Origin of the sequence: Ensifer sp. 22460 (assembly GCF_052044935.1) — a bacterium.
Classification (GTDB): Bacteria; Pseudomonadota; Alphaproteobacteria; order Rhizobiales; family Rhizobiaceae; genus Ensifer.
Genome location: NZ_JBQENZ010000024.1, coordinates 71,941 through 95,776, shown reverse-complemented (window position 1 = coordinate 95,776; position 23,836 = coordinate 71,941). Strand labels below are relative to the sequence as shown.

At 63.2% G+C, this 23,836-nt stretch carries 22 protein-coding genes; 8 read left to right on the top strand and 14 right to left on the bottom strand.

All coding sequences use genetic code 11. The features are described from left to right. Positions 1-64 precede the first annotated feature (64 nt). The 7 genes from ACTJKM_RS26095 to ACTJKM_RS26065 form a co-directional block, all read right to left on the bottom strand. The gene (locus ACTJKM_RS26095; protein ID WP_058327281.1) at positions 65-760 is read right to left on the bottom strand and encodes a class II aldolase/adducin family protein; all 696 of its coding nucleotides are present in this window, start codon (positions 758-760) and stop codon (positions 65-67) included. After that, positions 757-2,223 carry an FGGY family carbohydrate kinase gene (locus ACTJKM_RS26090; protein WP_058327282.1) on the bottom strand — a complete coding sequence of 489 codons (1,467 nt, stop codon included), beginning with the start codon at positions 2,221-2,223 and terminating at the stop codon, positions 757-759. The genes ACTJKM_RS26095 and ACTJKM_RS26090 overlap by 4 nt, the downstream gene beginning before the upstream one ends. Before the next feature lie 43 nt (positions 2,224-2,266). Further along, entirely contained in the window at positions 2,267-3,115 is an 849-nt protein-coding gene (locus ACTJKM_RS26085; RefSeq protein WP_058327283.1) for a sugar phosphate isomerase/epimerase family protein, read from the bottom strand. Positions 3,116-3,117: 2 nt separating this feature from the next. Continuing rightward, a complete protein-coding gene (locus ACTJKM_RS26080) occupies positions 3,118-4,116 on the bottom strand; it encodes an ABC transporter permease (protein WP_113514813.1) in 999 nt (332 codons plus the stop codon). Next, on the bottom strand, positions 4,113-5,114 hold the full coding sequence (locus tag ACTJKM_RS26075) for an ABC transporter permease (RefSeq protein WP_058327285.1): 1,002 nt from the start codon (positions 5,112-5,114) through the stop codon (positions 4,113-4,115). The genes ACTJKM_RS26080 and ACTJKM_RS26075 overlap by 4 nt, the downstream gene beginning before the upstream one ends. Further along, positions 5,107-6,621 carry a sugar ABC transporter ATP-binding protein gene (locus ACTJKM_RS26070; protein ID WP_058327286.1) on the bottom strand — a complete coding sequence of 505 codons (1,515 nt, stop codon included), beginning with the start codon at positions 6,619-6,621 and terminating at the stop codon, positions 5,107-5,109. Before ACTJKM_RS26070 ends, ACTJKM_RS26075 begins: the two co-directional genes overlap by 8 nt. Positions 6,622-6,773: 152 nt before the next feature. After that, positions 6,774-7,766 (bottom strand): autoinducer 2 ABC transporter substrate-binding protein, encoded by a 993-nt coding sequence (locus tag ACTJKM_RS26065; protein WP_113514809.1) that lies wholly within the window; start codon positions 7,764-7,766, stop codon positions 6,774-6,776. Positions 7,767-8,010: 244 nt separating this feature from the next. On the opposite strand from ACTJKM_RS26065, the gene ACTJKM_RS26060 reads away from it, so the two are divergent. From ACTJKM_RS26060 to ACTJKM_RS26050, 3 genes are all read left to right on the top strand, one after another. Beyond that, on the top strand, positions 8,011-9,069 hold the full coding sequence (locus ACTJKM_RS26060; RefSeq protein ID WP_058327287.1) for a LacI family DNA-binding transcriptional regulator: 1,059 nt from the start codon (positions 8,011-8,013) through the stop codon (positions 9,067-9,069). An 89-nt stretch (positions 9,070-9,158) separates the two neighbouring features. Further along, positions 9,159-9,611 (top strand): Lrp/AsnC family transcriptional regulator, encoded by a 453-nt coding sequence (locus tag ACTJKM_RS26055; protein ID WP_058327288.1) that lies wholly within the window; start codon positions 9,159-9,161, stop codon positions 9,609-9,611. 100 nt (positions 9,612-9,711) lie between these two features. Continuing rightward, positions 9,712-10,335 (top strand): LysE family translocator, encoded by a 624-nt coding sequence (locus tag ACTJKM_RS26050; RefSeq protein WP_058327289.1) that lies wholly within the window; start codon positions 9,712-9,714, stop codon positions 10,333-10,335. 56 nt (positions 10,336-10,391) lie between these two features. Here the strand turns inward: ACTJKM_RS26050 and ACTJKM_RS26045 are convergent, their stop codons facing one another. The 5 genes from ACTJKM_RS26045 to ACTJKM_RS26025 all read right to left on the bottom strand — a co-directional run bounded on the left by ACTJKM_RS26045 (position 10,392) and on the right by ACTJKM_RS26025 (position 13,959). Then, entirely contained in the window at positions 10,392-10,703 is a 312-nt protein-coding gene (locus ACTJKM_RS26045) for a GFA family protein (protein WP_440661273.1), read from the bottom strand. Continuing rightward, the gene (locus ACTJKM_RS26040) at positions 10,631-10,807 is read right to left on the bottom strand and encodes a GFA family protein (RefSeq protein ID WP_440638307.1); all 177 of its coding nucleotides are present in this window, start codon (positions 10,805-10,807) and stop codon (positions 10,631-10,633) included. The genes ACTJKM_RS26045 and ACTJKM_RS26040 overlap by 73 nt, the downstream gene beginning before the upstream one ends. A 98-nt stretch (positions 10,808-10,905) precedes the next feature. After that, the gene (locus tag ACTJKM_RS26035) at positions 10,906-11,904 is read right to left on the bottom strand and encodes a DUF535 family protein (RefSeq protein WP_082663510.1); all 999 of its coding nucleotides are present in this window, start codon (positions 11,902-11,904) and stop codon (positions 10,906-10,908) included. A 190-nt stretch (positions 11,905-12,094) separates the two neighbouring features. Further along, entirely contained in the window at positions 12,095-13,267 is a 1,173-nt protein-coding gene (locus ACTJKM_RS26030) for an ATP-binding protein (protein ID WP_440661262.1), read from the bottom strand. Continuing rightward, positions 13,264-13,959 (bottom strand): response regulator, encoded by a 696-nt coding sequence (locus tag ACTJKM_RS26025; RefSeq protein WP_058327291.1) that lies wholly within the window; start codon positions 13,957-13,959, stop codon positions 13,264-13,266. The genes ACTJKM_RS26030 and ACTJKM_RS26025 overlap by 4 nt, the downstream gene beginning before the upstream one ends. A 472-nt stretch (positions 13,960-14,431) precedes the next feature. Here ACTJKM_RS26025 and ACTJKM_RS26020 point away from each other — a divergent pair, with 472 nt between their 5' ends. Beyond that, a complete protein-coding gene (locus tag ACTJKM_RS26020; RefSeq protein ID WP_440661261.1) occupies positions 14,432-15,073 on the top strand; it encodes a phosphatase PAP2 family protein in 642 nt (213 codons plus the stop codon). Positions 15,074-15,100: 27 nt separating this feature from the next. Here the strand turns inward: ACTJKM_RS26020 and ACTJKM_RS26015 are convergent, their stop codons facing one another. Both ACTJKM_RS26015 and ACTJKM_RS26010 read right to left on the bottom strand, forming a co-directional pair. Further along, positions 15,101-17,194 carry a two-component system sensor histidine kinase NtrB gene (locus ACTJKM_RS26015; RefSeq protein ID WP_058327293.1) on the bottom strand — a complete coding sequence of 698 codons (2,094 nt, stop codon included), beginning with the start codon at positions 17,192-17,194 and terminating at the stop codon, positions 15,101-15,103. Next, positions 17,191-17,931 (bottom strand): response regulator, encoded by a 741-nt coding sequence (locus tag ACTJKM_RS26010; protein ID WP_058327294.1) that lies wholly within the window; start codon positions 17,929-17,931, stop codon positions 17,191-17,193. Before ACTJKM_RS26010 ends, ACTJKM_RS26015 begins: the two co-directional genes overlap by 4 nt. Positions 17,932-18,178: 247 nt before the next feature. Between ACTJKM_RS26010 and ACTJKM_RS26005 the strand changes: the two genes are divergently transcribed. The 4 genes from ACTJKM_RS26005 to ACTJKM_RS25990 all read left to right on the top strand — a co-directional run bounded on the left by ACTJKM_RS26005 (position 18,179) and on the right by ACTJKM_RS25990 (position 23,805). Beyond that, entirely contained in the window at positions 18,179-19,171 is a 993-nt protein-coding gene (locus ACTJKM_RS26005) for an ABC transporter substrate-binding protein (protein ID WP_058327295.1), read from the top strand. A 170-nt stretch (positions 19,172-19,341) separates the two neighbouring features. Beyond that, entirely contained in the window at positions 19,342-20,367 is a 1,026-nt protein-coding gene (locus tag ACTJKM_RS26000) for an ABC transporter substrate-binding protein (RefSeq protein WP_058327296.1), read from the top strand. Between the two features lie 130 nt (positions 20,368-20,497). Then, complete coding sequence (locus ACTJKM_RS25995; protein WP_440661260.1) at positions 20,498-22,735, top strand: ABC transporter permease; 2,238 nt, start codon at positions 20,498-20,500, stop codon at positions 22,733-22,735. Positions 22,736-22,743: 8 nt separating this feature from the next. Continuing rightward, on the top strand, positions 22,744-23,805 hold the full coding sequence (locus ACTJKM_RS25990; protein WP_058327298.1) for an ABC transporter ATP-binding protein: 1,062 nt from the start codon (positions 22,744-22,746) through the stop codon (positions 23,803-23,805). Positions 23,806-23,836: the final 31 nt, after the last annotated feature.

Genomic DNA, 23,836 nt, shown 5'->3' with positions numbered 1-23,836 from the left:
CTCTCCCTGATACCGCCGCGGCACCGGGTGAACAAGGCGGCTCATGCAAGTCTCAGACGATGTCTCAAACTGCAGCACGGGGGCGGGCGACGTCGTTGACGCCCTCGCCATCCGGTGCCTGGCCGTAGCTCATGCGACGCATCTGGGCGATGACCCGCTCCATCTCGTCATCGGGAAGGACCGGCGGCTCGCCGAGCGTCAACGCCTGGACATACATGCGCGACAGAGTCTCGATCTCGATGGCCAGCCACAGGGCGGATTCGAGCGTTTTGCCGAGTGAGATCTGGCCGTGCTGGCCAAGCAGGCAGGCAACGCGGTTCTTGAGCGCCACCAGCGCATTGTCGGAGAGCGCCTGGGTGCCGAAGGTCGCATATTCGGCACAGCGGATCGTCGTGCCACCGGCAATGCCGGTCATGTAGTGGAAACTGGGAATGGTCTTGTGATGGCAGGCAAGCGTCGTCGCATAGACCGAATGGCAATGCAGCACGACGTTGATATCCGTGCGTTCCCTCAGGATATCACGGTGGAAGCGCCATTCCGACGAAGGACGAAGGCCGACATAGGTGCCGTCGAAATCCATCTCGACAAGATCTTCGGGCTGCATCGTCTCATAGGGCAGCGACGAGGGCGTGATCAGGAAACCGGTATCGGTGCGCAGCGAAATGTTGCCCGCAGTGCCCTGGTTGATGCCGCTCGAATTCATCCGCCGGCAGATGTCCACCATCTCGCGGCGGAACGACAGCGTGTCTGTCTTGGTCATCGATATGTCCTTTCGAAGTCGCGAGTGAAACTGTTGTTGTGCCCGGTGCGCGCCCGGGCCCGCCATTGCGAAGCATAGACGGCGACAGCTGGCGAAAGATGCGAAACGTCGCCCGGATCGGCGAGCGAGAGCGGAGCCGGACGCTGGCGCTGGCCTTCGCTTGCAAGCAGTGCGGCGCCGGAGGCCACGCCGTAGGCATCGAGATTGAAGCGCACCCGCCGGTTCGGCATGAGCGCCGCAACGAGGCGGGCATAGAGGGGATCGCGCAGGAAGCTTCCGTCGAGCACGACCAGCGGCCCCGGCCCCAACGCCTCGACGCATTCCGTGGTCAGCAGGGAACAGTAAAGCAGCGCCAGCGCCTTGCGCTCGACCGGCGTCTCCGGCGGTGGCCCGTTGATGCGGCCACGGCCGGCGCTTCCCGGAAAGAGACCGTCGTCGTCGCCGAAGGACGGCAGCGCCATGGTACGTCTGGCAATCAGGCCGAGCACGACATCGTCGGGCACCGGGGCCGCTGGAGGTGCGCTGCCCGCCACGTGCGAAAACTCGCGCCCGCCCATGGTGAGCACGCCGCCGAGCGGTTTGCCGAAGACGTCGCTGTTCAGCGTCATGCCGCGGTGCTCGTCGAGCCGGTCGAGGGCCGTGCGGCCGCAAAAGCCGACGATCCAGGTCCCGGTCGAAACGACGATGAAATCGGTCAAGCCGGCCGCGTGATAACGATAATGATTGAGACTGCTGTCGTGGCCGCCCGCCAGCACCCGCAGTCCGTCCCGCAGCCCGTGGCGGCGGGCAAGCTCCGGACGCACAGGGCCGAGGACCTGCCAGGCGTCGGCGAAATCCGGCATCAACCGCTGCCAGCTGCGAGTGGTAACAATGGGCGCAAAGCGGCGTTCGGCAACGTTCCAGAGATGCGACTGTGCGCCGAGGAAGCTCGCCTCGGATACCGCAACGCCTGACAGGCGCCACGCCCAATACTGCGGCAGGCCCAGATACCAGCACGCAGCACCGACAGCACCCGGCGCGTGCTCCTGCATCCAAAAGAGCTGGCGCGCCTGATGGGTGGCGCTGTGCATCATCGCGCTGCCGCGGTCGAAGAAGGAACCGGCAAGCGGCGCGTAGCCTTGCCGGATCGCCTCCGGCAAGCGCTGCTCGTAATCGATCATCGGCAGGGCGGCAGCGGTCGCATCGGGGTCATCGCCGACGAGGACGCCGCCAGAGCCATGACCGGCGGCGACGAAGGTTTGCAGCGGATGACGGCTGGCAAGCGCTTCAAGGTTGGAGAAGATCCATTCGGAGAGGCTTGCGAGATCGTGATGTCGCCAGGGCGGACCGGGCAGCACCGGGTTGGCCACACTCAGCGTTTCCAGGACGACGCCATCGACCGTGACCGCGTTCAGCTTCACATTGGTCTTGCCGACATCGAGCACGGCCACCGTACCGGCTTCCTCGTCTGCCGCGACTGACATGCGGCGACCCTCCCGTCCTAACCCAAACGCACGCGGAGGCGCTTTAGATCAAACCGTATTGTTTGGCCTTGTTGCGCAGGAACGGCAGGCCGTTGCCCATGACCTCTTCCTCGTCCTTTGCGACAGGACGCCAGACGGCGAGGCCATAGGCCACCTCCGGCGGCATGTTGATGAAGCTCTCCATCGCGAGGCCGCCCTTGAAGCCGATGGCGGCAAGCGTCGCGAAGATCTCGTCCCAGGCGCAATTGCCGTAGCCGGGCGTTCCGCGATCGCTCTCGGAGAGATGGATGTATTTGATAAAATCGCGCGCATCGAGAATGCCGGTGCCGATGCCCTTCTCCTCGATGTTCATGTGATAGGTGTCGAGGTGGACGAAGACGTTATCGGCGCCGACCCGCTTGATCATGTCGACTGCCTGCCAGCCGGTGTTGATCAGGTGGTTCTCGTACCGGTTGACCGCCTCGACGCCCAGCTCGATGCCGCGCGTCTTCGCATGCTTGGCGGCTGCCGTCAGTGCGCGAGCGATGTTGTCGTATTCGGCCTCAGTCGGCGGCACGCCGGTACGCTCGCCGATGCCGCCATAGATGACGCCTGACAGCGCCTCGCCGCCAAGATCGGCCGTCTTGTCGATCGCCACCTTCAGGTGCTCGATCGCCGCATCGGGGCGGACGGATGCCCAGGCGTGCTCGGGCAGACCAAGCGAGCAGACGGCGCGCAGCTTGTTTTTCACCAAGAGCGCCTTGGTGTGGGCGGTGTCGACCACCGGCGGATTGAGCATCGGGATCTCGATGAAATCGACGCCGTATTTCACCGCCGCGGCGACGGCGCGCTCGGCACCGGGACGATCCCAATTCATGGTCCACATGCTCGTATGGACGCCAAAACCCTGCATGGTCACGTTTCCTTTCTGACAAATGAAATCTTGAACTTGGTGGCCACGAAGCGCAGCACCATGACGCCGGCAAGCAGCAGCCCCCAGACGGCGGTCGCCAGATGCTGGTTGGCACCGATGAGGTTGAGGCCGGAGGAAAGAAGCTGGAGCACAACCAGCGCGACGAAGACGGGAATGACCCGGCCAAAGCCGCCGAACGGATTGACGCCACCGAGGAAGCAGGCAAGCACGGTGATCAGCAGGTAGCTTTCGCCGTGGCCGATACGCACGGAGTTGAAGCGCGCCAGCATGATGATGCCGGCGAGCGCACACATGGCGCCCGAGAGCGCATAGACGAGCACGATCACCTTGCGGGTGTTGATGCCGGAATAGCGTGTCGCCTCGAGGTTGGAACCGATCATGTAGGTGTTGAATCCGAGCTTGGTGCGGGAAAGCAGCACGTGCCAAGCGAGCACGCAGACGATGAAGGCGATGAGCGGGATCGGCAGCCCGAGGAACGAGCCATGGCCAAGCGGGCCGAGGAAGGCTGGAAAGCCGGAGACATCGCCGCCGCGCGTCAGGAACTCGCCGAGGCCGCGCAGGAAGATCATCATCGACAGCGAAACAAGGATCGGGTGAGCGCGCGTAAAGGCGATCACCAACCCCATGACGACGCCGCTCACTGCCCCGACGATGATCGCCAGAACCGAACCGAGCAGGAAGGCGCCGAGACCCGCATCCACCCCGCCATTCGCTTGCAGGACCCAGGCGAGCGTCAGCCCGGCGATGTTGGCGGTAAACGTGATCGCAAGATTGAGGCCGCCGGTCAGGATCGGCAGCAGCATGGCGAGCGTCAGAAGCCCGAGTTCGGGAAGCTGGAAGGCGACTGAGCCGAAGGTGGCGGCACTGAGGAACTGCGGCGAGGCAATGCCGAAGACCAGCATGACGGCGAGGAAAGCCAGTCCTGGTCCCGCCATTTCCGGCCCAAGCAGGTTCTTTATGCGATCGACAACCGCGCTCATCGTCCGGTCCCCTTCTGGGTGAGGAAGGGCAACAGCCGTTCGATGCTGGTGTTGGAGAGCGTGATCGCGACCAGGATGATGGCGCCGATGATCATCTTGAAGGCGAAAGGCGAGACGCCCATCAGGTTGAGGCCGTTCTGCGTGATCGAGATCAGGAGCACGCCGAGCACGCAGCCGAGTACCGAGCCCTTGCCGCCGCCAAGGCGAGCGCCTCCAAGGACGACTGCCGCGAGCACATCGAGTTCGCGACCATAGAGTGCATTCGGTACCACCTCCTGCGCGTAGTGAGCCTGGATGAGGCCGCCGATGCCAGCCATCAGGCCAAGCCAGCCGAAGGCGATGAACTGCATGGCGCCGATGTTGATGCCGAAGCGGCGGGCGCCTTCTGGATTGTCGCCGAAGGCGTAGAGTTGGCGGCCGGTGGTGGTGCGGGTGATCAGTACCCAGGTGGCAATGACGCAGATCGCCATCACCAGCACCGGCAGGGTGATCTCGATCCAGGTTCCATCAGGCATCTCGCGTTCGAACAGGACGACGCGGTCCGTCAGCCAGTCCGGCAGGTCATAGATCGACACGCCCTTGGTGAAGAACATCAACAGGCCGAAATAGATGTTGAAGGTGGAGATCGTCGCCACGATCGAGATCACCCGGAAGCGGTGGATCAGGAAGGCGTTGACGGCACCAAGCAGGACGCCCATCGACCCGGCGATCAACAGCCCCGAGACCCAGCCGCCACCACCGATCCAGCCGAGCGCGATCGCCGTACCGTACTGCACCACGGACGCTGCGACGGCGAAGGAAATATCGATGCCGCCGGCAATCAGCACCACGAGCAGCCCGACGGCGAAGATGATGTTGACCGAGCTGATGTTGAGCAGGTCGAAGGCGTTGCCGAGCGAGAAGAAGTTGGCCGTCGTGACCGATAGAACGGCGCAGATCGCGATGATGACGCCCAGTAAGGACACTTCGGTCGCATGGGTACGGACGAAGCTAGGCATAGACAGCTCCTTCGATATCATCGAGCGAAGATGTGCGCGGATCATAGCTGCCGACGATGCGGCCCTGCGCCATGTGCAGAACGCGGTCGGCGTTGAAATAGACCTCAGGCACCTCGTCGGAGATCAGGATGATCGCGAGCCCGCTCTCGGCCAATCGAGCGACGATGTCGAATATGCCGGCGCGCGCGCCAACGTCGACGCCGACGGTCGGAGCGTCGAGGATCAAAAGCTTCGGATCGGTTGCCAGCCACTTGGCGATTGCCACACGCTGCTGGTTGCCACCCGAAAGGGTCGAGATCGCATCCTGCTGGAGGCCGATCTTGACGCCGAGATCGGCGATCCAGCGGCCGACAAGGCTGCGCTTGCGCTCTTCCGAGAGCAGGCCGCCGGAGAGGACCTTATCGAGCGAGCTGATGACGAGATTGTCGGCGATTGGCTGCGGCTGAATGAGACCGAGCGAGAGCCGGTCCTCCGAGAGATAGGCGACGCCCGCCTCGATCGCGTCGCGGTTCGAGGAGAAGCGGATCGGCTTGCCCTCGATCGAAATCGAACCCGATGCAGGCTTCAGCATACCGAAGAGCGTCAGCGCCAGTTCCGTGCGCCCGGAACCAAGCAGCCCGGTAATCCCGAGTGTCTCGCCACGGCGCACGGTCAGCGAGATATCTTCGAACTGGCCAGGGCGCGACAGTCCCTTCACATCGAGCACGGCCGGCTGCCCATCGCGCGACTTCGCACGCACCTGCTGGTCGAAGGTCTTGCCGGTCATCAGCTCGGTGATGCGCGATTGGGTCATGCTGGCGGCGGGGTAGACGCCGACCAGTGCGCCATCGCGCAGCACCGTAATCCGGCTTGAGATCTCCAGCACTTCGGCAAGCCGATGGCTGACGAAGACGACGGCGACGCCGGAGGCGGAAAGACCGCGAACGATATCGAGCAGGTGATCGGTTTCCGATTGGGTCAGCGATGCGGTCGGCTCGTCCATGAAGACGAGCTTCGCTTCGCCGACGAGAGCCCGGGCGATCGCCACGATCTGGCGCTGGGCGATTGCGTATTCCTTGAGTGGCAGATCGACGTCGAGCGTCACGCCGAGGCGGGCGAGCGCATCCTTCGCGATCTGGCGCATGCGGCCGTAGTCGACAAGCTTTGGCCAGCGACCGAGCACCGTCTGGAAGGCGATATTCTCGGCAACGCTCATCTCCGGGAAGAGCGCCAGATCCTGCCAGATCACCTGGATGCCGCGGTCCTGCGCCGTCACCGGCGACATATGGGAGTAGGTTTCGCCATCGAACTCGATCGAAGCGCCATCGGCGGGGTGATAGACGCCGGTGATGATCTTGATCAGCGTGCTCTTGCCGCAGCCGTTTTCGCCGGCAAGGCAATGAACTTCGCCCGGGCGCACGTCGAAGCTCACATTCTTGAGCGCTCGGACGCCACCGAAAGTCATGTTGATGTCGCGCAGGGACAAAAGCGGCCTTTCGCCTCCTCCCGCGGTCGCAAGCTGGTGCATGTGTCTGTGCCCGTAAACCACGTTAAGTTGGAGCGGGATGCGGGCGGAAAACCGCAAACACGTTTCCTCAGCCCGCTCCTGTACCGTTGAAGGGACTTGCCAGGCCGGCCGGAGCCGGCCCAGCAGCCGGGAGAACCCTTAAACTTTGGACCTCAGAGGCCCATGGCCGCGAGATCCGCGACCGTCTCCTTGTTGATCGGCACCAGTTGGTCGACGATGATATTGCGGTTCTCGAAGTCGGGCTTGACCTTGCCGAGACCTTCGATCTCGTCGCCGTCCTTGACCTCCTCGCCCTTCATTAGCTTGTCGGCAAGGGTGACGAAAACTTCGCCCGCCTGCTTCGGATTCCACATGAAGCCGCCGGAAATCGCGTCGGACTTCACCAGCTTCTGGCCCTGGCCGGGTGAGAAGGGACCGAGCACGAAGATCTCGCCGACCTTGCGGCGTTCTTCGACGGCGCGGCCAGCGCCGATCGGACCCTGGCTGCCGAAGGCGAGGAAGCCTTTCAGGTTTGGATGGGCGGAGATCAGGTCGAGTGCGGTCGACCGGCTCTTATCGACGTCTTCAGCAACGCCGTAGCGGTCGCCGACCAGCGTCATCTCCGGATAGTTCTTCTTGATGTAGGCGATCGCCGCATCGGCCCAGGCATTGTGCAACGGCACGGTCAGCGAGCCGACGAAGACGGCATATTCGCCCTTGCCGCCCATCTTCTCGGCAAGCAGCTTGCCATGCGCCTCACCGAAGCCGGTCGAGGATGCCAGTTCGAAGTCCCAGTCGGCACCCTTCTGGCTCGGCGATTCATGGGTGATGACGATGATGCCTTTTTCCTTGGCCTTAGTGAGCACCGGCTCGAGCACCTTGGCATCGTTCGGCACCACGCCGATCACCTTCACGCCTTGTGCAATGAGGTCTTCGATGGCGCGCACCTGCAGCGCCGGATCGGCGCTGGTCGGGCCGACCATGAAGGCGTCGATGCCGAGCTTCTGGCCGCGCTCCTTGATGCCCGCTTCCATGGCGTTGAACCATGGGATACCACCGATCTTGACTACGACGCCGACCTTGCCGGCATCTTGAGCAAAGGCAGCCGCAGAGCTGGCAAGCGCCAGCGATGTCGCCAGGGCGGCGACGAGAATTTTCCTGATCATGTCTCTCCTCCACTCGTTCCCAAGAAGGAACGCGCCCGGTCGCCATCTAAGCGCCGGCCTCCAGTTTCAAACCATCACTGGCGAAGTGCTTCCTCGCCTCCCTGACGGCCGCCTCCTCAGACGGCACCAACAAATTGCACAATCGATATTTCTTGTTTGCACAATCGATGGTGCAAGAACTATTGTGCAGACTTAATCTTTCGTCAAGGGGAAATCGGCACTAAAACGATCAAGGGAGAAAACGATGACCAGCAGCAGCAAAAAGAAAGCGACGATCTACGACCTGTCGGTGTTGTCGGGGAGTTCACCCTCAACCGTAAGTGCAGTCCTGAACGGCTCCTGGCAGAAGCGCCGGATCAAGGAAAGCACGGCGGAACTGATCCGCAACCTCGCTGAAACGCATCAGTATACGGCCAACCGCCAGGCGCGTGGTTTGCGCAGCTCGCGCTCGGGCCTGATCGGCCTGCTCTTACCGATCCACGACAACCGTTATTTCTCGTCGATGGCGCAAACCTTCGAGGCGCATGTCAGAAGCAAGGGACAGTGCCCGATCGTCGTCAGCGCCAGCCGCGATCCGAAGGAGGAGCGCAAGACCGCGGAGACGCTGATCTCCTATTCGATCGATGAACTCTTCATCTGTGGCGCCACGGATCCCGATGGCGTGCACGAGGTCTGCGAGGCGGCCGGCCTCAAGCACATCAACATCGACCTGCCCGGCACCAAGGTTCCTTCGGTCATCAGCGACAACTACGAGGGCGGACGGATGCTGACGGAGGCGATCATCCGTCACTTCCAGGCAACGAGCGCGCTGGAACCGCATGAACTCTACCTCTTCGGCGGCCGCAACGACCATGCCAGCCGAGAGCGTATTCGCGGGTTCCGCGCCGTCAAAAACGAACTGCTCGGCGCCGATCCGGACGAATGCATCCAGCCGACCGGTTATGCGCCGAACAATGCCAGGCTTGCCTTCGAGGCCTTCTACGAAAAGCACGGCAAACTGCCGCGCGGCCTCTTCGTCAACTCGTCGATCAACTTCGAAGGCCTGCTGCGCTTCATGGCAGGACATCCGCACGAGAACTTCGCCGACCTCGTCGTGGGCTGCTACGATTACGATCCCTTCGCATCCTTCCTGCCCTTCCCCGTCATCATGATCCGCCAGGACGTCGAGGGCATGATCACCAAAGCCTTCGACGTCATCGAGGAGGCCCGGCCCCAGCCGCGGATCCACCTCATCCAGCCCGAACTGGTGCAGCCGCGAACGGCGCTGACCGGCCCGCTCGATGCACTAAAGGACATCGAATAGGCCGCCTGACCAGTGCTTTCTCAGCCAACAGCACTTCTAAACAACAAAATCATCTGTACAGACCACTAAATTCCACGTATTAATTGGCAATGGATGCGATTGACAGAAAAATCATCGAAATTCTCACTGAAGATGCGAGGCGGTCGCTGACTGACATCGGCGCTGCGGTGGAGCTTTCGCCCTCCGCCGTCAATGAGCGCATTCGTCGGCTCGTCGCCAATGGCGTGATCCGAAACTTCACGCTGGAACTCGACCATCGCGCGCTTGGCCTCGACGTGCTTGCCTTCGTCTGGGTCGGCCTGGCGCCCGATGCGGACGAGGCGGCGTTCCGCGCCTTCATGGCCGATCATCCGGCCGTGGCCGAATGCCATCACGTCACTGGCGCCTGGTCCTATTGCGTCAAGGTCCGGATGCCGTCGCTCGGCGATCTTGAGCCGTTCCTTGCCGAACTGAAGCGCCAGCGGTTCCTGGCGCGAAGCGAAACGGTGATCGCGCTGTCAACCGTGCGGGAAAGCCTGGCAACGACTGCATCGCGCGCCTGAACGGACGCGTAAAGACTGGTGAAACATTTTTGAACTGCCGCACATGTTCCATCCTTGATCTGGATGGATTGAGCCATGCCGCGGCCGGAGCCCTATGCCCATGTCTACATTGTTGTTTGGAAAAAGCCTCCTGGTCGGTCTCGCGGTCGCGGCCCCACTCGGCCCCATCGGAGCGCTCTGCATCAACCGTACGCTGGAGCGCGGCTTCTGGGCGGGCGTCGCCGGTGGGCTAGGAACAGCCGCCGCCGATGCCACCTATGCAGCGCTTGCCGCGATCGGTTTCGCCGCCTTTGCGGCGGTGCTTTCCATGATCGCAACACCGCTCGGCCTCGCCGGCGGACTGTTCATGATCTGGCTCGGCTGGAGCGGATTGCGGCCGAAACCGGTGACGGCCGCGGCCGACGTCGGCGGACGCGATCTGGTCCGCACGACCATCGCCACCTTTTTCCTGACGATGACCAGCCCGGCGACGATCCTCTCCTTCGCTGCGATCTTTGCCGGCCTCGGCCTTGCCGAAGCAGGCGATGCGTTGAGCGCCGCCATCGTCGTCGTGGGCGTCTTCCTAGGCTCGCTCGGCTGGTGGTTCTTCTTGAGCGGCGGGGTGGCGATTGCCCGAACACGGCTGCCGGACAGCTTCGTCGCCTGGGTGTCGCGCCTCTCCGGCCTGGTCCTAATTTCCTTTGGGATCATCGCCATCGCCGCCGCCGCCAAGGGGTTGTTCTAGAACAATTGGCGCAGCCTACCCGGCTCGCCAACGATTTGCAGCCTGGCCGTTTCTCGTCAAGTCGGGGGCTTCACGGCCTCCACGTGCCACCACTTGGGCCGTGCGGAACGGTAGCTGTGACCGGCCGGGATCAAGTCGGCGGAATTCGTCTTGTCGAAGATGCCGAGTAGTAAGGCAACGACCGGTGCATTGTCGATCGCCCCAATGCTGCTGCCACAGGCCGGGCAGAAGGCGCGGCTGGAATAGTCGGACGAGCGGTAGACCGAAGGGGTACCGCCCGTACCGGTCCACGCAATCACATCCTTGTCGAACTCGACCCACGCCACCGCAGCGCGCCCGAATGGCGCTGGCACATCTTGCACGAACATGTGTGCGGTTTGCCGGGCGCCCCTTTGGCCTCGAAGCGGATTGCTCCGCAGAGGCAGCCTCCGGTGAAAAGCGGTTTCTTCTTCCCAGCGGCAACGGTCGTCATAGGCCAATCTCCAGCAGCATACATGATTCGAAATGCGCCACCGTACGTTGCATAGGCCGCCAAAGAAAGCCGAGGGTCGCGGGCGAAATGCGCCCGGTTCAATAGAACCAGGCGCCGATGTCGCGAAACGCCCGCTTGCTCTGGTCGCGTCGGTTGCCCTCGGGCGCAGCCTTGCCGTCGGCAACGGGAAGACGGAAACCGAAGGGCTCGGACGGCACCCCACCACGATCGCACCAATAGGCATCGAGATCAGCCATCATCATCTTCCGTCGCTTGCGGCGACGGCGATTGATCACATGCCTTTCGTTCGAAACCGCATGGATTGAGGCCGTTTGGCCTTCCGCCACCAGCCCCTGGAGGACGAGCAGTGCCGCATCCTTGGGGCGCAGACCGCCAAGATCGCGTGTTGCCGTTATCAGCGCTCGTTTCGCGTCTTCGCCCTTCGGCCCCTGCATGCCGCCCATCGCAAGGCTGTATGTATCGTCGTTACAGCGGACGAAGACGAAACCGACCGTGCAAAGCGTGTATTCGTCACTCTGACGACGAAGCCGGATTGCGAAGGCGCCTTCGTGGCGGGCACCGCAATGATCCGCCAATTGCAGCTGAATGCGATAGTTTTCGCTGCGACCGGAGACCGTTCCCATCTCCAGCGTGCCACCGCGCCAAAGCGCCATCAGCGAGCGGCGCGAGAGGACTTCGCTTGCAACGTCGAAATGATTGAGCATCAATTCGAGCCGCTCTGGCGAGGATGCACCGTGCAGGAAGAAGGTCGGGATCGACTTGCGCACGAGATCGTCGTGCGGCAGCCCCAGGCGATAGCGTTCGCCGAACTCGCCGAGAAAGGCGATCCAGCGCGCCGTAAGCAAGGGATGGCGCACAAATCGCATCGAAAAGACGACGGCGCGTTTCAGGCTCACCCGGAAGCCGAGCTTCAGGACGTGACCCAGGATCGATACCTTGGCTTGCGACCGATCTCTGACGACCGGCCCTGAAACCAAGCGTCCGGAAGACGATAGCGGCTCACCGCCAAACGTTGTGCTATCCTGAGAGGACAACCCCAGATCGACGCTGTATTCCTGCCTGATTTCCAGGGACATGGTGCAATCCTTGAGAGCAAACTCTGCCGGCCGGATTATTCGGCCAGCCTCGGTTTGCCCGTGGACTGTCAAGGATTTGCGGAGATGTGGTCGGCAATTGAGCGCGGTACCTGCGGGCCGGGCGAGACGTCCGGAGGAGCTGACGCCCTCCGCGCTCGGCGCCAGGAAGCGGCACTGCCGGCGCCGGGCCTTAGGCCGGGATGGCGCGCGGCAGGACGATCGTGATCACGGCGCCACCGCCGGCGCGGGACGCGAATTCCAGCCGCCCGCCATGCGCCTTGGCGATCGCCTGCACCACGGAGAGACCGAGACCGGTGCCTCCCGTTGCCCGCGACCGCGAGGCATCGCCGCGCCAGAAAAGATCGATCGAATGGGTCGAGACATCGTCCGGCAGTCCTGGACCGCGATCCAGCAACCGGATGAAGGCCTCGTCAGCGCCGCGTCGGCCCGTCTCGCACCGCAATACCCCGCCACTGGCTGCGTAACGCGTGGCGTTCTCGATCAGCGCCAGCAGAGCCTGGCGCAGGCGTTGCGAATCTCCCGAGACCCGGACCGGTTCCAGCGCCGTCTCGACCGACATGCCGGCCGAGCCAAGCAAGGTGCAGGACGCGCCGAGAACCTGGGAGGCCTCGGCAGCGAGATCGACCGATTGACGTTGCGTGACCAGCTTCTGGCCGGCGGCGAGCGAAAGGGTGCGCAAGTCCTCGACCAGGGCGGAAAGCCCCTCCACCTGGAGCAAGAGTTGCTGGATCCTTTCCTGTTCGAGAGGAAAGACGCCGTCGGCCATGCCCTGAAGGTTGCCCTGAAGGATCGTCAGCGGCGTGCGCAACTCGTGGGCGACCGCCATCGTGTTGAAACGCAGTCGGCTTTCCATGTTTTCGAGCTCGGCCGCCAGTTCGTCGAAGGTCTTCACGAGCGTTGCCACCTCCTTGGCACCCTTGCGGATCGATCCGACGCGCACGGCGAAATCGCCCGCCCTGAGATTCTGCGTCGCCTGGGCGAGCACCTCGAGCGGCCGGCTGATCTTGCGCGCCAGCCAGTAGCCGACGAGACCGCAAAAGGTCACCGCGGTCGCCCCGAAGCCGAGGATGATTTTGTCCACCTCCCAGTTTGCCCACTCCTCGAGTTCGGGCATTGTCGAAAGCAGTTTCTGCAGCGATTCCTGGCTCGGCAGCTTGCCGGAATTGAAATCGGTATAGGCCTGAGCCGCTTCCGGCGGCATCCGCTCCAAGAGCCGCGCCTCCAGCCGCGGCTCCATGTAGTCGACGCCGGCATAGATGATGAACACGCTGATGATGAGCAGGACGATCGTCACCAGGGCCGTGAGAATGCCAAGCGGCAAGCGCGAGAGGCTGATCTTCATCTTGGCTCCACGAAGCGATAGCCGACACCGCGAACGGCACTGAAAAGACCGCTGGCGCCCAGATCCTCGAGCTTGCGCCTGAGATTGGCGATATGGGTATCGACCGTTCGGGCCAGCGCATCGCTGTCCGGCAGGCAGGCGTCGAGGATATCGGCGCGGTCGAAGGCATGCGTCGGGCGGCGGATCATGTGGGCGAGGATGCGGAATTCGCTGAGCGTCAGCGGCACCGAGTGGCGGCGGCCGCTCTTCTCGACGAAGGCGACATGGGCATCGAGATCGACTTCCACGTTCTCGAAGCGAAGCACCGTCGCGCCGGCGCCGTTTCGGGTGCGCCGGAGAACCGCATTGACGCGTGCTACCACCTCCTGCGGGTTGAACGGCTTGACCACATAGTCGTCGGCGCCGAGCCTCAGGCCGGTCAGCCGGTCGAGATCCTCGGCCAGCGCCGTGACCATGATGACCGGTGTATTGCCCTCACGTCGCAGGCGGGCGAGGACTTCGAAGCCGTCGAGCTTCGGCATCCGCACGTCGAGCAATACCAGGTCGGGCGACAGCACCGCATGATGCGTCAGCGCCGTCTCGCCATCGGCGGCACGTACCGTCCGGAAACCATCGCGCACCAGATAGGCATCAAGTATCTGCGCGATTTCCGGCTCGTCCTCCGCCAAAAGGATGAGACCCTTGTCGACCATAAAGCAACTCCCTGGCCCGATGTTGTGATCCGCAGCTTATGGGATGAATAGATTCGAGTTGCAATTCGCCCGCACGGCACTGCCGTCCTTTAGCTGGCTTTCCGGATAGAGCCCCCGACAAATCTCCGCCGTTTCTTGACAATCGGCATCGGGGCTTCAGGGACATTGATAGATGGCTCCGCCAAATTTCAATCAAAAGATGTGCAAAGCTACCGCCCTGCTCGGCGCGTCAAGCTCTCCATGATCCTCCACTTAGCCTTGACAGAGCAAAGCAAATGTCCGGCCCGCACACCCCGACAATCTGCGAGCGACCGGCATGTCCAGCCTCTTTCCCTCCACAGTAATATCTTCAAACAGCATCCGATGGTTGCGCGCGAGCCCACGTCAATGGGCTGGGCAAGCCCGTGCCCGCGTTGAAGATCAGCCAATCGCCGTTGCTGGCGCACTGGCCATTTGCGCGGCTTTCGTCTTCATGGCCTTTCCCGGTATCGATCTCGTCGTTTCGCGCTGGGCGGCGTCCGCGGCAGGTGATTTCCCGCTTTCCCGAGAGCCTGCGCTCAAGGCACTTCGCGACTTCAATCGCGTCCTGCCCTTCTTCATTCTGCCCTGCGTCCTGGCCCTGTTGATGATGCAGGCGATTGCACTGGGCCGCCGATTGCTGCGCCCGCACAAGGCACTGTTCTTTCTCACCTTCTACGCCATTGGCCCCGGGCTGCTCGTCCAGGCCCTGAAGCGGCTGATCGGCCGCGCCCGCCCCTACGACATCACGGACTTCGGTGGCACCCTGCCCTTCACGCCCGCCTGGCAAGTCTCCAGCGCCTGTTCGCGCAGTTGCTCCTTCGCATCCGGCGAATCCGCAACGGCGATTGCCCTCATAGCGCTCGCGCTGCTTCTGCCCCTTCAGTGGCGACGCCTGGCGATCATCGCGCTCATCCCGCTGATCCTCGCCTTCTCGCTCAACCGGATCGTGTTTGGTGCTCACTTCCTCTCCGACGTCGTGCTCGCCTGGCTGTTGATGCTGTGGCTGATGACGTGGCTCTGGGCGGTCTTCGCCGACAATGGCGAGCGCATCGATGCCGCCGTCCAACGGCTCGGGCGGCGGCGAAATCCGTAGATCCGCAGCCGACGCTCTACATCCGTTTCAGCTCGGAAAGACCAACTCGACGCTCGTTCCCCTCCCCGGCTGGGACAGTATACGGGCGTCGCCGCCGCTTTGTCGGACGAAGCCGTAGACAACGGCGAGACCGAGACCGGCACCGCCCTCCTCGTCACGCGTGGTGAAATAGGGCTCGAACGCCTTGTCCACGGCCTCCGGAGACATCCCGATCCCATCGTCGGTGACCGACACAACGACATCGGTCTCCACTCCCGCAGCACGGATCAGGATCGTCCCGCCCTGAGGCATCGCGGCAGCGGCATTGAGGCAGAGATTGAGGATCGCCTGCTCGAAGAGGGCGGCATCGAGATGCACATTGGGCAGGCCGTCGGCAATTTCGAAGGCGAGACGGCATCTTTCACCGACGGCGATTTCCAGCACGTCCGCCATGCCACGCAACACCGCACCGACCTCCAGCGCGCCCGGCTGGATCGGGTGCTGGCTGCCAATGGACAACATGCTGCTGGCAAGCGAACGCCCGCGATCGGCCGCCTTGCGAATGCGGGCGATGTGACGCTTCTGCCGATCGTTGAAACCGGTATCCCGTTCCAGCAACCCCAAGCTGCCGGTGATGATGCCGATCATGTTGCCGACTTCGTGGCTCACCTGATGCGTCATGCGCATGATTCCGTCCAGCCGCTGCGCCTTTGCCGCTTCGGCCTCCTGCCGGTCCATGTCGGTCACGTCCCGGGCCAAGAGCACAATGCCGCGATCCGGCTGCCGCGACAGCGAGACCTCTGTCACGCGGCCCGCGTCGGAGCGATGCCGCAGCACAAGTCGGTCGCCGAGCGTGCCCGCGTCGCGATCGGCGGGCAGCAGAGCCGGGTCGATCTCGGGCATCGGGCTCACGAAGTTGCGCAGCGGCAGCTTCCTTGCCGAGCCCGGCCAGCCGACGAGTTCCATGACGCGGCGGTTCATCGTGATCGGTTTGCCGCCGGGATCGAAGAGCGCGATGCCTTCGTTCATGTTGCGAAAGGTTGAGCGGATGGTGCGCGCGGCGGCCTCGGCCGTACGTCTGAGCCGCGAAACACGCGCGACACTTTCGCGAAAGGCACTGAAGGCTTCGAGCAGCTGGACGAGCTCCGTTTCCGTCCCCTTGTATGTCGGCGCATCGACGTCCCGGCGCCCCTCCGCAAGTGCGTTCATCCCATTGGATAGCGACACGATCCCACGCGAGACGCGCATGACCGAGCGAATGGAGAAGACCGCCATGACAAGCACGAGCAGTGCCGCGACGGCGACGATAACAAGCAGGCGGCTCAGAGCATTGGAGGTCGACACGAGGTCGTCATTGAGGCCGCGGGCGACCGCCTCGCTCTGTGTTTCCGTCGCATGCGAGAGGTCGCGCGACACGGTGTGCAATCGCGCAACGGCCGCGCGAATGGCGAACATCTCCAGCAGATACTGGGTCTGCGCTTCGAAGACCCGTTCATAAGGCGCGAGTTCGGTAGCGGAAACCCGGATATCGGGTGCCGCATGCTCAAGGCGCGGCACCGTTTCGGCAATATAGCGGCGACGCAATTCGCCGAGCTGGAACAGGCTGTCGGAGTTGGATGCCGATTGCACGATCCCATTGAGGCGGTGGCGGAAATCGGCATCGGCCATGCCGCTGCCGGTCGCGATCTCGCCAAGTGCGGCTGCCGCTTCGGCCTTATGCTGCTGCGCCGATTCCGCGTCGCCGGCAAGCGTCATCGTCTGCGTGCGGATGGTTTCCAGAAGCTCGACGATATGCCCGTTGGCAAAACCTTTGACGGCCGCATCGCCGTTCTGCGGCGCCATGGCGCGCAACAGCGCATCGACCTGCGCGACCACCGAGCGGCTTTCGCTCGAAACCCGGTAGGGCGAAGTGGCGTTCATCAGAAACGGCGCGCTCGACACAAGATCGGAAACCTGGCGCGACACGAGCGAGGCCTTGGCAAGGCTGGTGAACGCCTGCAGCCCGTAGGCCGCCATCTCGTCGCGCGCCCGTTGCAGACCAAAAACTGCGACCGTCGCAAGGCCGAAGACGAGCACGCAGATGAAGGCGATAGCGAACGGGAGCCGGAAGGCAATCGACGAGAGAAAAGGGCGAACGATCACGACTTCGGCTCGCCGTCGTCGGTATCGAGCACGTAGCCCTTGCCGCGTCTCGTCTTGATATGGCGCGGCAGGTCGGGATTGCGCTCGATCTTGCGCCGGAGCCGGAGCACGAGCACATCGACGTTGCGGTCAATGTAGCGGTCGCTTTCGGCGCCGAGGCGGTCGAGGATCTGCGCGCGGCCGACCGGCATGTTCGGCGTCTCTGCGAGGATTTCGAGAAGCGCGAACTCGGCACTCGTCAGCGACCTCGACGGATCGGTCAGGCAAATCGCCCGGCGGCTCCTGAGATCGATCGACCAGTCGCCGAGCTTCATCGATGCCGGCTCGGTCTCGCGTTCGCTTTCCCGCTCCGGCTTGAGCGAGGGATTAGTGCGACGAAGAACGGCCTTGATCCGCGCCGTCAACTCGATCGGCTCGAACGGCTTGACGACGTAGTCATCCGCCGCCGTCTCCAAACCCAGCACCCGGTCCGCAGCACTGCCTGCCGCCGTCACCATGACGATGCCGATATTGGTGCGGGCCCGCAGCCTTTGCGCAAAGGTGCGGCCCGAAGTGCCCGGCAAATTGTGGTCGACAAGCACGAGATGCACCGCCTCGCGCGCCAGGACATTGGCTGCTGCTTCCGCCGACGGCGCGGTCAGGGGCAGCCAACCTTCTGCCTCCACCAGATCGGAAATAAGCTCCGACATGTCCGGATCGTCCTCGACGATCAGAATCCGTATCCTCTCACTCAGCATGCACGTCCTCCCGCCCCCATCATAGGCGGGGCCGTCCCAATGTTCAAAGCAGCTCGCATTATGTGATCTGTCATATTTGTAATCTTTGTAACTTTGAAACGGCGGAGAGCGCCCAACGCTGTAAGAACGGTAACCATTCTCCGATTGCGGCAGGCGGGGAATACCGACATCCTGACTGCGGAGATTGGGACGGCAGCGTTCCAAATGGGAGGACATCGTGAGAAGCATCACCGCTATCGGCGGGTGCGTGGCCCTGTGGCTGTGCACCGCCACAACAGGCATGACGGCGCCGGCGCTCACCGTGCTGTGCGGTGTCGACGAAGCGTGGTGTGCGACGATGAAGACGGCGTTCGAGACGAAGTCCGGCCTCGAAATCTCGATGACCCGCAAGAGCACCGGCGACATCCTCAACCAGCTGCGGGCCGAGAAAGACGCGCCGACCGTCGATGTCTGGTGGGGCGGCACAGGCGACACCCATCTGCAGGCTGGATCCGAAAACCTGCTCGAACCCTACAAGCCGGCGCACGAACGCGACATGCTGCCGTGGGCTCAGAACTTCTTCGCCATTTCCGGCGGCCGATCGGCGGGCATCTATGCCGGGGCGCTTGGTTTTGCCTACAATGCCGATCTGCTGCAGGCGCTGAAGCTGCCGGCACCGACCTGCTGGAAGGATCTTGCGGACAACGCCTATCGCGGCCGCATCCGCAGCGGCAACCCGAATTCCTCCGGCACCGCCTTCACCACGCTCGCAACCCTGGTGCAGCTTTTCGGCGAAGACGAAGCCTTCCGTTTCCTGGCAGCGCTCAATCGCAACATCGACCAATACACGACCGCCGGCTCCGCCCCCGTCAAAGCGGCCGCCCGCGGGGAAACGCTGATCGGCATTTCCTTCATGCACGACGCGGTCACGCAGAAGCAGGCTGGCTCGCCGCTCGTCATCGTCGCGCCCTGCGAGGGCACCGGCTACGAAATCGGCGCCGTCAGCATCGTCAAGGGTGCCCGTCATCTGGAGGCGGCGAAAAGCTTCGTTGATTTCGCGCTGAGCCCGGAGGGCCAGGGCACGGGGGCTGCCTCCGGACAGAACCAGGTGCCGTCCAATGCGCGCTCGAACCTGCCGCTCGCGGCACCCGATATCTCGATGATCAAAATGGTGGACTACGACTTCGCCACCTTCGGCTCGCCGGAAGAACGAAGTCGCCTGCTCAAAAGGTTCGACGCGGAGATCACAGCGACGAACTGACCGGGCCGAATAAACTTGAGCGAGGTGCGAGCGGAAAACCGCACAGACTTATCCTCATCTCGCTCCAGCAAACATCCGAAACCGTGAACGTGCTGCCCGGCGGGCAGGCCGATGGCCACGCCGTGTCTCGTTCGCGCCCACATAAACCAAGGCAACAGGAGGATGCCCCAATGAAAACAATGACCCTTTCCCTCATGCTCTTTACCGGCACGGCGCTTGCCGCGCTACAGGCTCAGGCTGCCGGCAGCCTCAACCTCATCTGCTCAGCAGACGTGGTGATCTGCGAGCAGATGACCGGCGACTTCCAGAAGGAGACCGGCATCAAGGTCAACATGGTTCGCCTGTCCTCGGGCGAGACTTATGCCAAGATCCGCGCGGAAGCCCGAAACCCGAAGACCGATATCTGGTGGGCCGGCACCGGCGACCCGCATCTGCAGGCCGCCTCCGACGGCCTGACACTCGAATACAAATCACCGATGCTCGATCAGCTTCAGGATTGGGCAAAGAAGCAGGCTGAAGGCTCGGGGTACCGCACGGTTGGCGTCTATGCCGGCGCGCTCGGCTGGGGTTATAACACCGAGATCTTTTCGAAGAAGGGCCTGAAGGAACCCAAGTGCTGGGCCGACCTGCTCGACGCATCGTTGAAGGGCGAGATCCAGATGGCGAACCCGAACTCGTCCGGCACCGCCTATACTGCGCTTGCCTCGCTGGTGCAGATCATGGGCGAAGACCAGGCCTTCGAATATCTGAAGCAGCTCAACGGCAATATCGCACAATACACCAAGTCGGGTTCCGCACCGGTGAAGGCGGCGGCGCGTGGCGAAGCCGGCCTCGGCATCGTCTTCATGCACGACGCGGTGGCCCAGACCGCCGAAGGCTTCCCGATCAAGTCGGTCGCGCCCTGCGAAGGCACCGGCTACGAGATCGGCTCCATGTCCATCATCCGCGGTGCCAAGAACCTGGAGAGCGCCAAGGCCTGGTACGACTGGGCGCTGAAGCCCGAAGTGCAGTCGCGCATGAAGGACGCCAAGTCCTTCCAGTTGCCGTCCAACAAGTCGGCCGAAGTGCCGAAGGAAGCGCCGAAGTTCGAGGACATCAAGTTGATTGACTACGACTTCGCCACCTTCGGCGACGCCGAAAAGCGCAAGGCGCTGCTCGAGCGCTGGGATCGCGAAGTGGGCGCCAGCGCCAACTGATCGCAGGATCGGCCGGCCGGAAAAGCGATCCGGCCGGCACCCCGGCATAGACGTTAGTTCGTCGGCTCCGGTCTCTGATCGGGCGCCCTAACGGCATTCCATTTTCATCTCAATTCACGCGAGGACCATCATGGAACATCGCAACCGCAGGCTCGACCTCACCCTCGGGCTCGGACTGGCAGCCTTCCTGCTGGTCCCATGGTATCGCATCGAAGGTGGCTTCTTCGGGCTCGGCTGGCTTGCCGATTTCCCCGGGGATCCGGCCGTGGCCCCCGGCCTGATGCAGATCTTCGCCCACGGCCGGTCATGGCTGGCCGTGACACTGGTGCTGCTCGGCATCTGCGCGGCAGCGCGTTTTGTCAGCGATCCCGCGCGCCGCGGGCTTCTGCTTGCTGTCGCCGGCGCAACGGGTGTCCTCTATCTCGCCCTTCAAGGACTGGCGATCGGCTTCACAGGCTGGACCTGGACCATCAGCGAAAGCCTGTTCGGACCGCTTTCCGACGGTCAGCCTTCGATGGGCGCCGGCGCCGTATTGTCTGCCCTTGCCTTCATTCTCCTTTTTGCCTTCGGGCTTGCCGAGCGTGGCGTGCTCAAGGGCGACGCCTTCATCGTTGCGGCGATTTCGCTGCTCGTTTCCCTGGTCATCGTCTTCGTCTTCTATCCGGTCGGCAGCATGTTCGCAGCTTCCCTCCAGGATTTCGACGGCTCGTTCAAGCCTGACGGTTTCATTCGCAACATCCAGGACGGCTCGATCTGGAGCTTGAGCTGCGTCATCGGCGAAGGCCGCTGCGGCGTCGCCTGGCGCACCCTGTGGCTGGCGCTGATGACCGCATTAGGCTCGACGCTCCTTGGCCTTGCCTTCGCGCTTGTGGCCACCCGCACGCGCTTTCCCTTCAAGAAGGGCATGCGGCTCCTGACGGTGCTGCCGATCATTACCCCGCCCTTCGTCATCGGCCTGGCGCTGACGCTGCTCTTCGGCCGCGCCGGCGTCGTCACCGAGTTTCTGTCCGATGCCTTCGGCATCGAGCCCGGCCGCTGGCTCTACGGCCTTACCGGCATCTGGATCGCCCAGGTTCTCTCCTTCACGCCGATCTCCTTCCTCGTGCTGATCGGCGTCGTCGAGGGCGTCAGCCCGTCGATGGAAGAGGCGTCGCAGACGCTCCGCGCCGATCGCTGGCGCACCTTCTGGAACGTCTCCCTGCCGCTGATGAAGCCCGGCCTTGCCAACGCCTTTCTCATCGGCTTCATCGAAAGCATGGCCGATTTCGGCAACCCGCTGGTGCTCGGCGGCAGCCACGGCGTGCTTTCGACCGAGATCTTCTTCGCCGTCGTCGGCGCCCAGAACGATCCGTCCCGCGCAGCGGTACTCGCGATCATCCTGCTCTGCTTCACGCTCTCGGCCTTCCTTGCCCAGCGTTACTGGCTTGCGGGCAAGAACTATTCGACCGTTACCGGCAAGGGCGATTCCGGCGCCCACAGCGCGCTTCCACGCTCGCTGTCGATCGGCGTCCACGCCGTCGTCATCCCGTGGATGATCTTCACAGTCGTCGTCTACGGCATGATCCTCTTCGGCGGTTTCGTGAAGACCTGGGGCCTCGACAACTCGCTGACCCTCGATCACTACGCCAAGGCCTTCTCGATCTCGGTTGCCGACGGCGCGATCGCCTGGACAGGCGTTGCCTGGAATTCCTTCTGGACGACTATGGAAATCTCGCTGATTGCAGCACCCCTGACCGCCCTCGTCGGGCTGCTGACCGCCTATCTCATCGTGCGCCAGCGCTTCGCCGGCCGTGATGTCTTCGAGTTCGCGCTGATGCTGAGCTTTGCCATTCCCGGCACCGTCATCGGCATCAGCTACATCATCGCCTTCAATCTGCCGCCGCTCGAAATGACCGGCACGGCGTTGATCCTCGTCGCCTGCTTCGTCTTCCGCAACATGCCCGTCGGCGTGCGCGGCGGCATCGCAGCGATGAGCCAGCTCGACAAGAGCCTCGACGAGGCGTCGCTGACGCTTCGGGCGACGAGCTTCCGCACCTTACGCAGGGTCATCCTGCCGCTCCTACGGCCGGCGATCGTCGCGGCGCTCGTCTATTCCTTCGTCAGGGCGATCACCTCGATCAGCGCCGTCGTCTTCCTCGTCAGCGCCGAATACAACATGGCGACCGCCTATATCGTCGGCCTTGTCGAGAACGGCGAGTTCGGTGTTGCGATCGCCTATTCCTCGGCCCTCATCCTGGTGATGATCACCGTCATCACCGGCCTGCAACTGCTTGTCGGCGAACGCAAACTGAGGCGCGAAAACCGCGTCCTCAGTGCCGCGCCCGCCCGTTCGTCCTCCGCCACCCTTTCCCAGGAGAAAACCGCTTGAGCACTCATATGAGCACGCCGCGCACCGGCTCTGTCGTCTTTCAGAACGTGCGCAAGCAGTTCGGTGCCTTCACCGCCATCCACAACCTGTCGCTCACCATCGAGCCCGGTACGCTCGTGACCCTGCTTGGGCCTTCCGGCTGCGGCAAGACGACGACGCTGCGCATGCTTGCCGGGCTCGAGCATCCCTCCGCCGGCAAGATCCTGATCGGCGGCAAGGACGTGACCATGCTGCCGGCCAATGAGCGCGACGTCTCGATGGTCTTCCAGTCCTATGCGCTCTTCCCGCACATGTCGGCGCTCGACAACGTCGCCTATGGCCTCGAGTCCTCCGGCATCAAGAAGAAGGAGGCGCGCGAGCGCGCCGAAGATGGCCTGCAACTCGTCGGCCTGGGCGGCCTCGGCCAGCGGCTTCCCGCCGAGTTATCCGGCGGACAGCAGCAGCGCGTTGCCGTCGCCCGCGCCCTCGTGCTCGAACCGCAGGTGCTGCTGCTGGACGAGCCGCTGTCGAACCTCGATGCGCGGCTGCGCCGCAAGGTTCGCACGGAAATCCGCGAGTTGCAGCAACGTCTGGGCTTCACCGCCGTCTACGTCACCCACGACCAGGACGAGGCGCTTGCCGTTTCCGACCGCATCATCGTCATGAAGGATGGTGCGATTGCGCAGGAAGGAGCGCCGCGCGATCTCTACGAGACGCCCGCCTCGACCTTCATCGCCGACTTCATGGGCGAGGCCAATGTGCTGCCTTGCGAGGTCACCGCAGCCGAAGCTGGCCAGGCGACGATCCGCATCGGCGGCCTCGAACATCGTCTGCCCTCGAAGACCGCTCGGCCAGGGCCGTCGAAGCTTGCAGTGCGTCCCAATGCGGTGACCCTGACGCCGGCCAAGGGCGCAGCACTTTCCGGCACGATCAGCAGCGCTGCCTATCTCGGCGGCCATGTCGAATACGAGGTCGAAACGGCAACCGGCCTCCTGTTTGTTATCGATCAGGCCGTTGAGGACATGTTATCTCCGACAACGGAGGTCGCCATCGGTTTCCGCAACCGCGGCCTCGCTTTGATTGACGCATGACTTTTTTACAACTGGATACGAGAAGGACACT

Bases quoted from the DNA above. Each gene is read 5' to 3' on its own strand.
- ACTJKM_RS26095 (WP_058327281.1), bottom strand. From the start codon at position 760: ATGACCAAGACAGACACGCTGTCGTTCCGCCGCGAGATGGTGGACATC.
- ACTJKM_RS26090 (WP_058327282.1), bottom strand. From the start codon at position 2,223: ATGTCAGTCGCGGCAGACGAGGAAGCCGGTACGGTGGCCGTGCTCGAT.
- ACTJKM_RS26085 (WP_058327283.1), bottom strand. From the start codon at position 3,115: ATGCAGGGTTTTGGCGTCCATACGAGCATGTGGACCATGAATTGGGAT.
- ACTJKM_RS26080 (WP_113514813.1), bottom strand. From the start codon at position 4,116: ATGAGCGCGGTTGTCGATCGCATAAAGAACCTGCTTGGGCCGGAAATG.
- ACTJKM_RS26075 (WP_058327285.1), bottom strand. From the start codon at position 5,114: ATGCCTAGCTTCGTCCGTACCCATGCGACCGAAGTGTCCTTACTGGGC.
- ACTJKM_RS26070 (WP_058327286.1), bottom strand. From the start codon at position 6,621: ATGCACCAGCTTGCGACCGCGGGAGGAGGCGAAAGGCCGCTTTTGTCC.
- ACTJKM_RS26065 (WP_113514809.1), bottom strand. From the start codon at position 7,766: ATGATCAGGAAAATTCTCGTCGCCGCCCTGGCGACATCGCTGGCGCTT.
- ACTJKM_RS26060 (WP_058327287.1), top strand. From the start codon at position 8,011: ATGACCAGCAGCAGCAAAAAGAAAGCGACGATCTACGACCTGTCGGTG.
- ACTJKM_RS26055 (WP_058327288.1), top strand. From the start codon at position 9,159: ATGGATGCGATTGACAGAAAAATCATCGAAATTCTCACTGAAGATGCG.
- ACTJKM_RS26050 (WP_058327289.1), top strand. From the start codon at position 9,712: ATGTCTACATTGTTGTTTGGAAAAAGCCTCCTGGTCGGTCTCGCGGTC.
- ACTJKM_RS26045 (WP_440661273.1), bottom strand. From the start codon at position 10,703: ATGTTCGTGCAAGATGTGCCAGCGCCATTCGGGCGCGCTGCGGTGGCG.
- ACTJKM_RS26040 (WP_440638307.1), bottom strand. From the start codon at position 10,807: ATGACGACCGTTGCCGCTGGGAAGAAGAAACCGCTTTTCACCGGAGGC.
- ACTJKM_RS26035 (WP_082663510.1), bottom strand. From the start codon at position 11,904: ATGTCCCTGGAAATCAGGCAGGAATACAGCGTCGATCTGGGGTTGTCC.
- ACTJKM_RS26030 (WP_440661262.1), bottom strand. From the start codon at position 13,267: ATGAAGATCAGCCTCTCGCGCTTGCCGCTTGGCATTCTCACGGCCCTG.
- ACTJKM_RS26025 (WP_058327291.1), bottom strand. From the start codon at position 13,959: ATGGTCGACAAGGGTCTCATCCTTTTGGCGGAGGACGAGCCGGAAATC.
- ACTJKM_RS26020 (WP_440661261.1), top strand. From the start codon at position 14,432: ATGGCCTTTCCCGGTATCGATCTCGTCGTTTCGCGCTGGGCGGCGTCC.
- ACTJKM_RS26010 (WP_058327294.1), bottom strand. From the start codon at position 17,931: ATGCTGAGTGAGAGGATACGGATTCTGATCGTCGAGGACGATCCGGAC.
- ACTJKM_RS26000 (WP_058327296.1), top strand. From the start codon at position 19,342: ATGAAAACAATGACCCTTTCCCTCATGCTCTTTACCGGCACGGCGCTT.
- ACTJKM_RS25995 (WP_440661260.1), top strand. From the start codon at position 20,498: ATGGAACATCGCAACCGCAGGCTCGACCTCACCCTCGGGCTCGGACTG.
- ACTJKM_RS25990 (WP_058327298.1), top strand. From the start codon at position 22,744: ATGAGCACGCCGCGCACCGGCTCTGTCGTCTTTCAGAACGTGCGCAAG.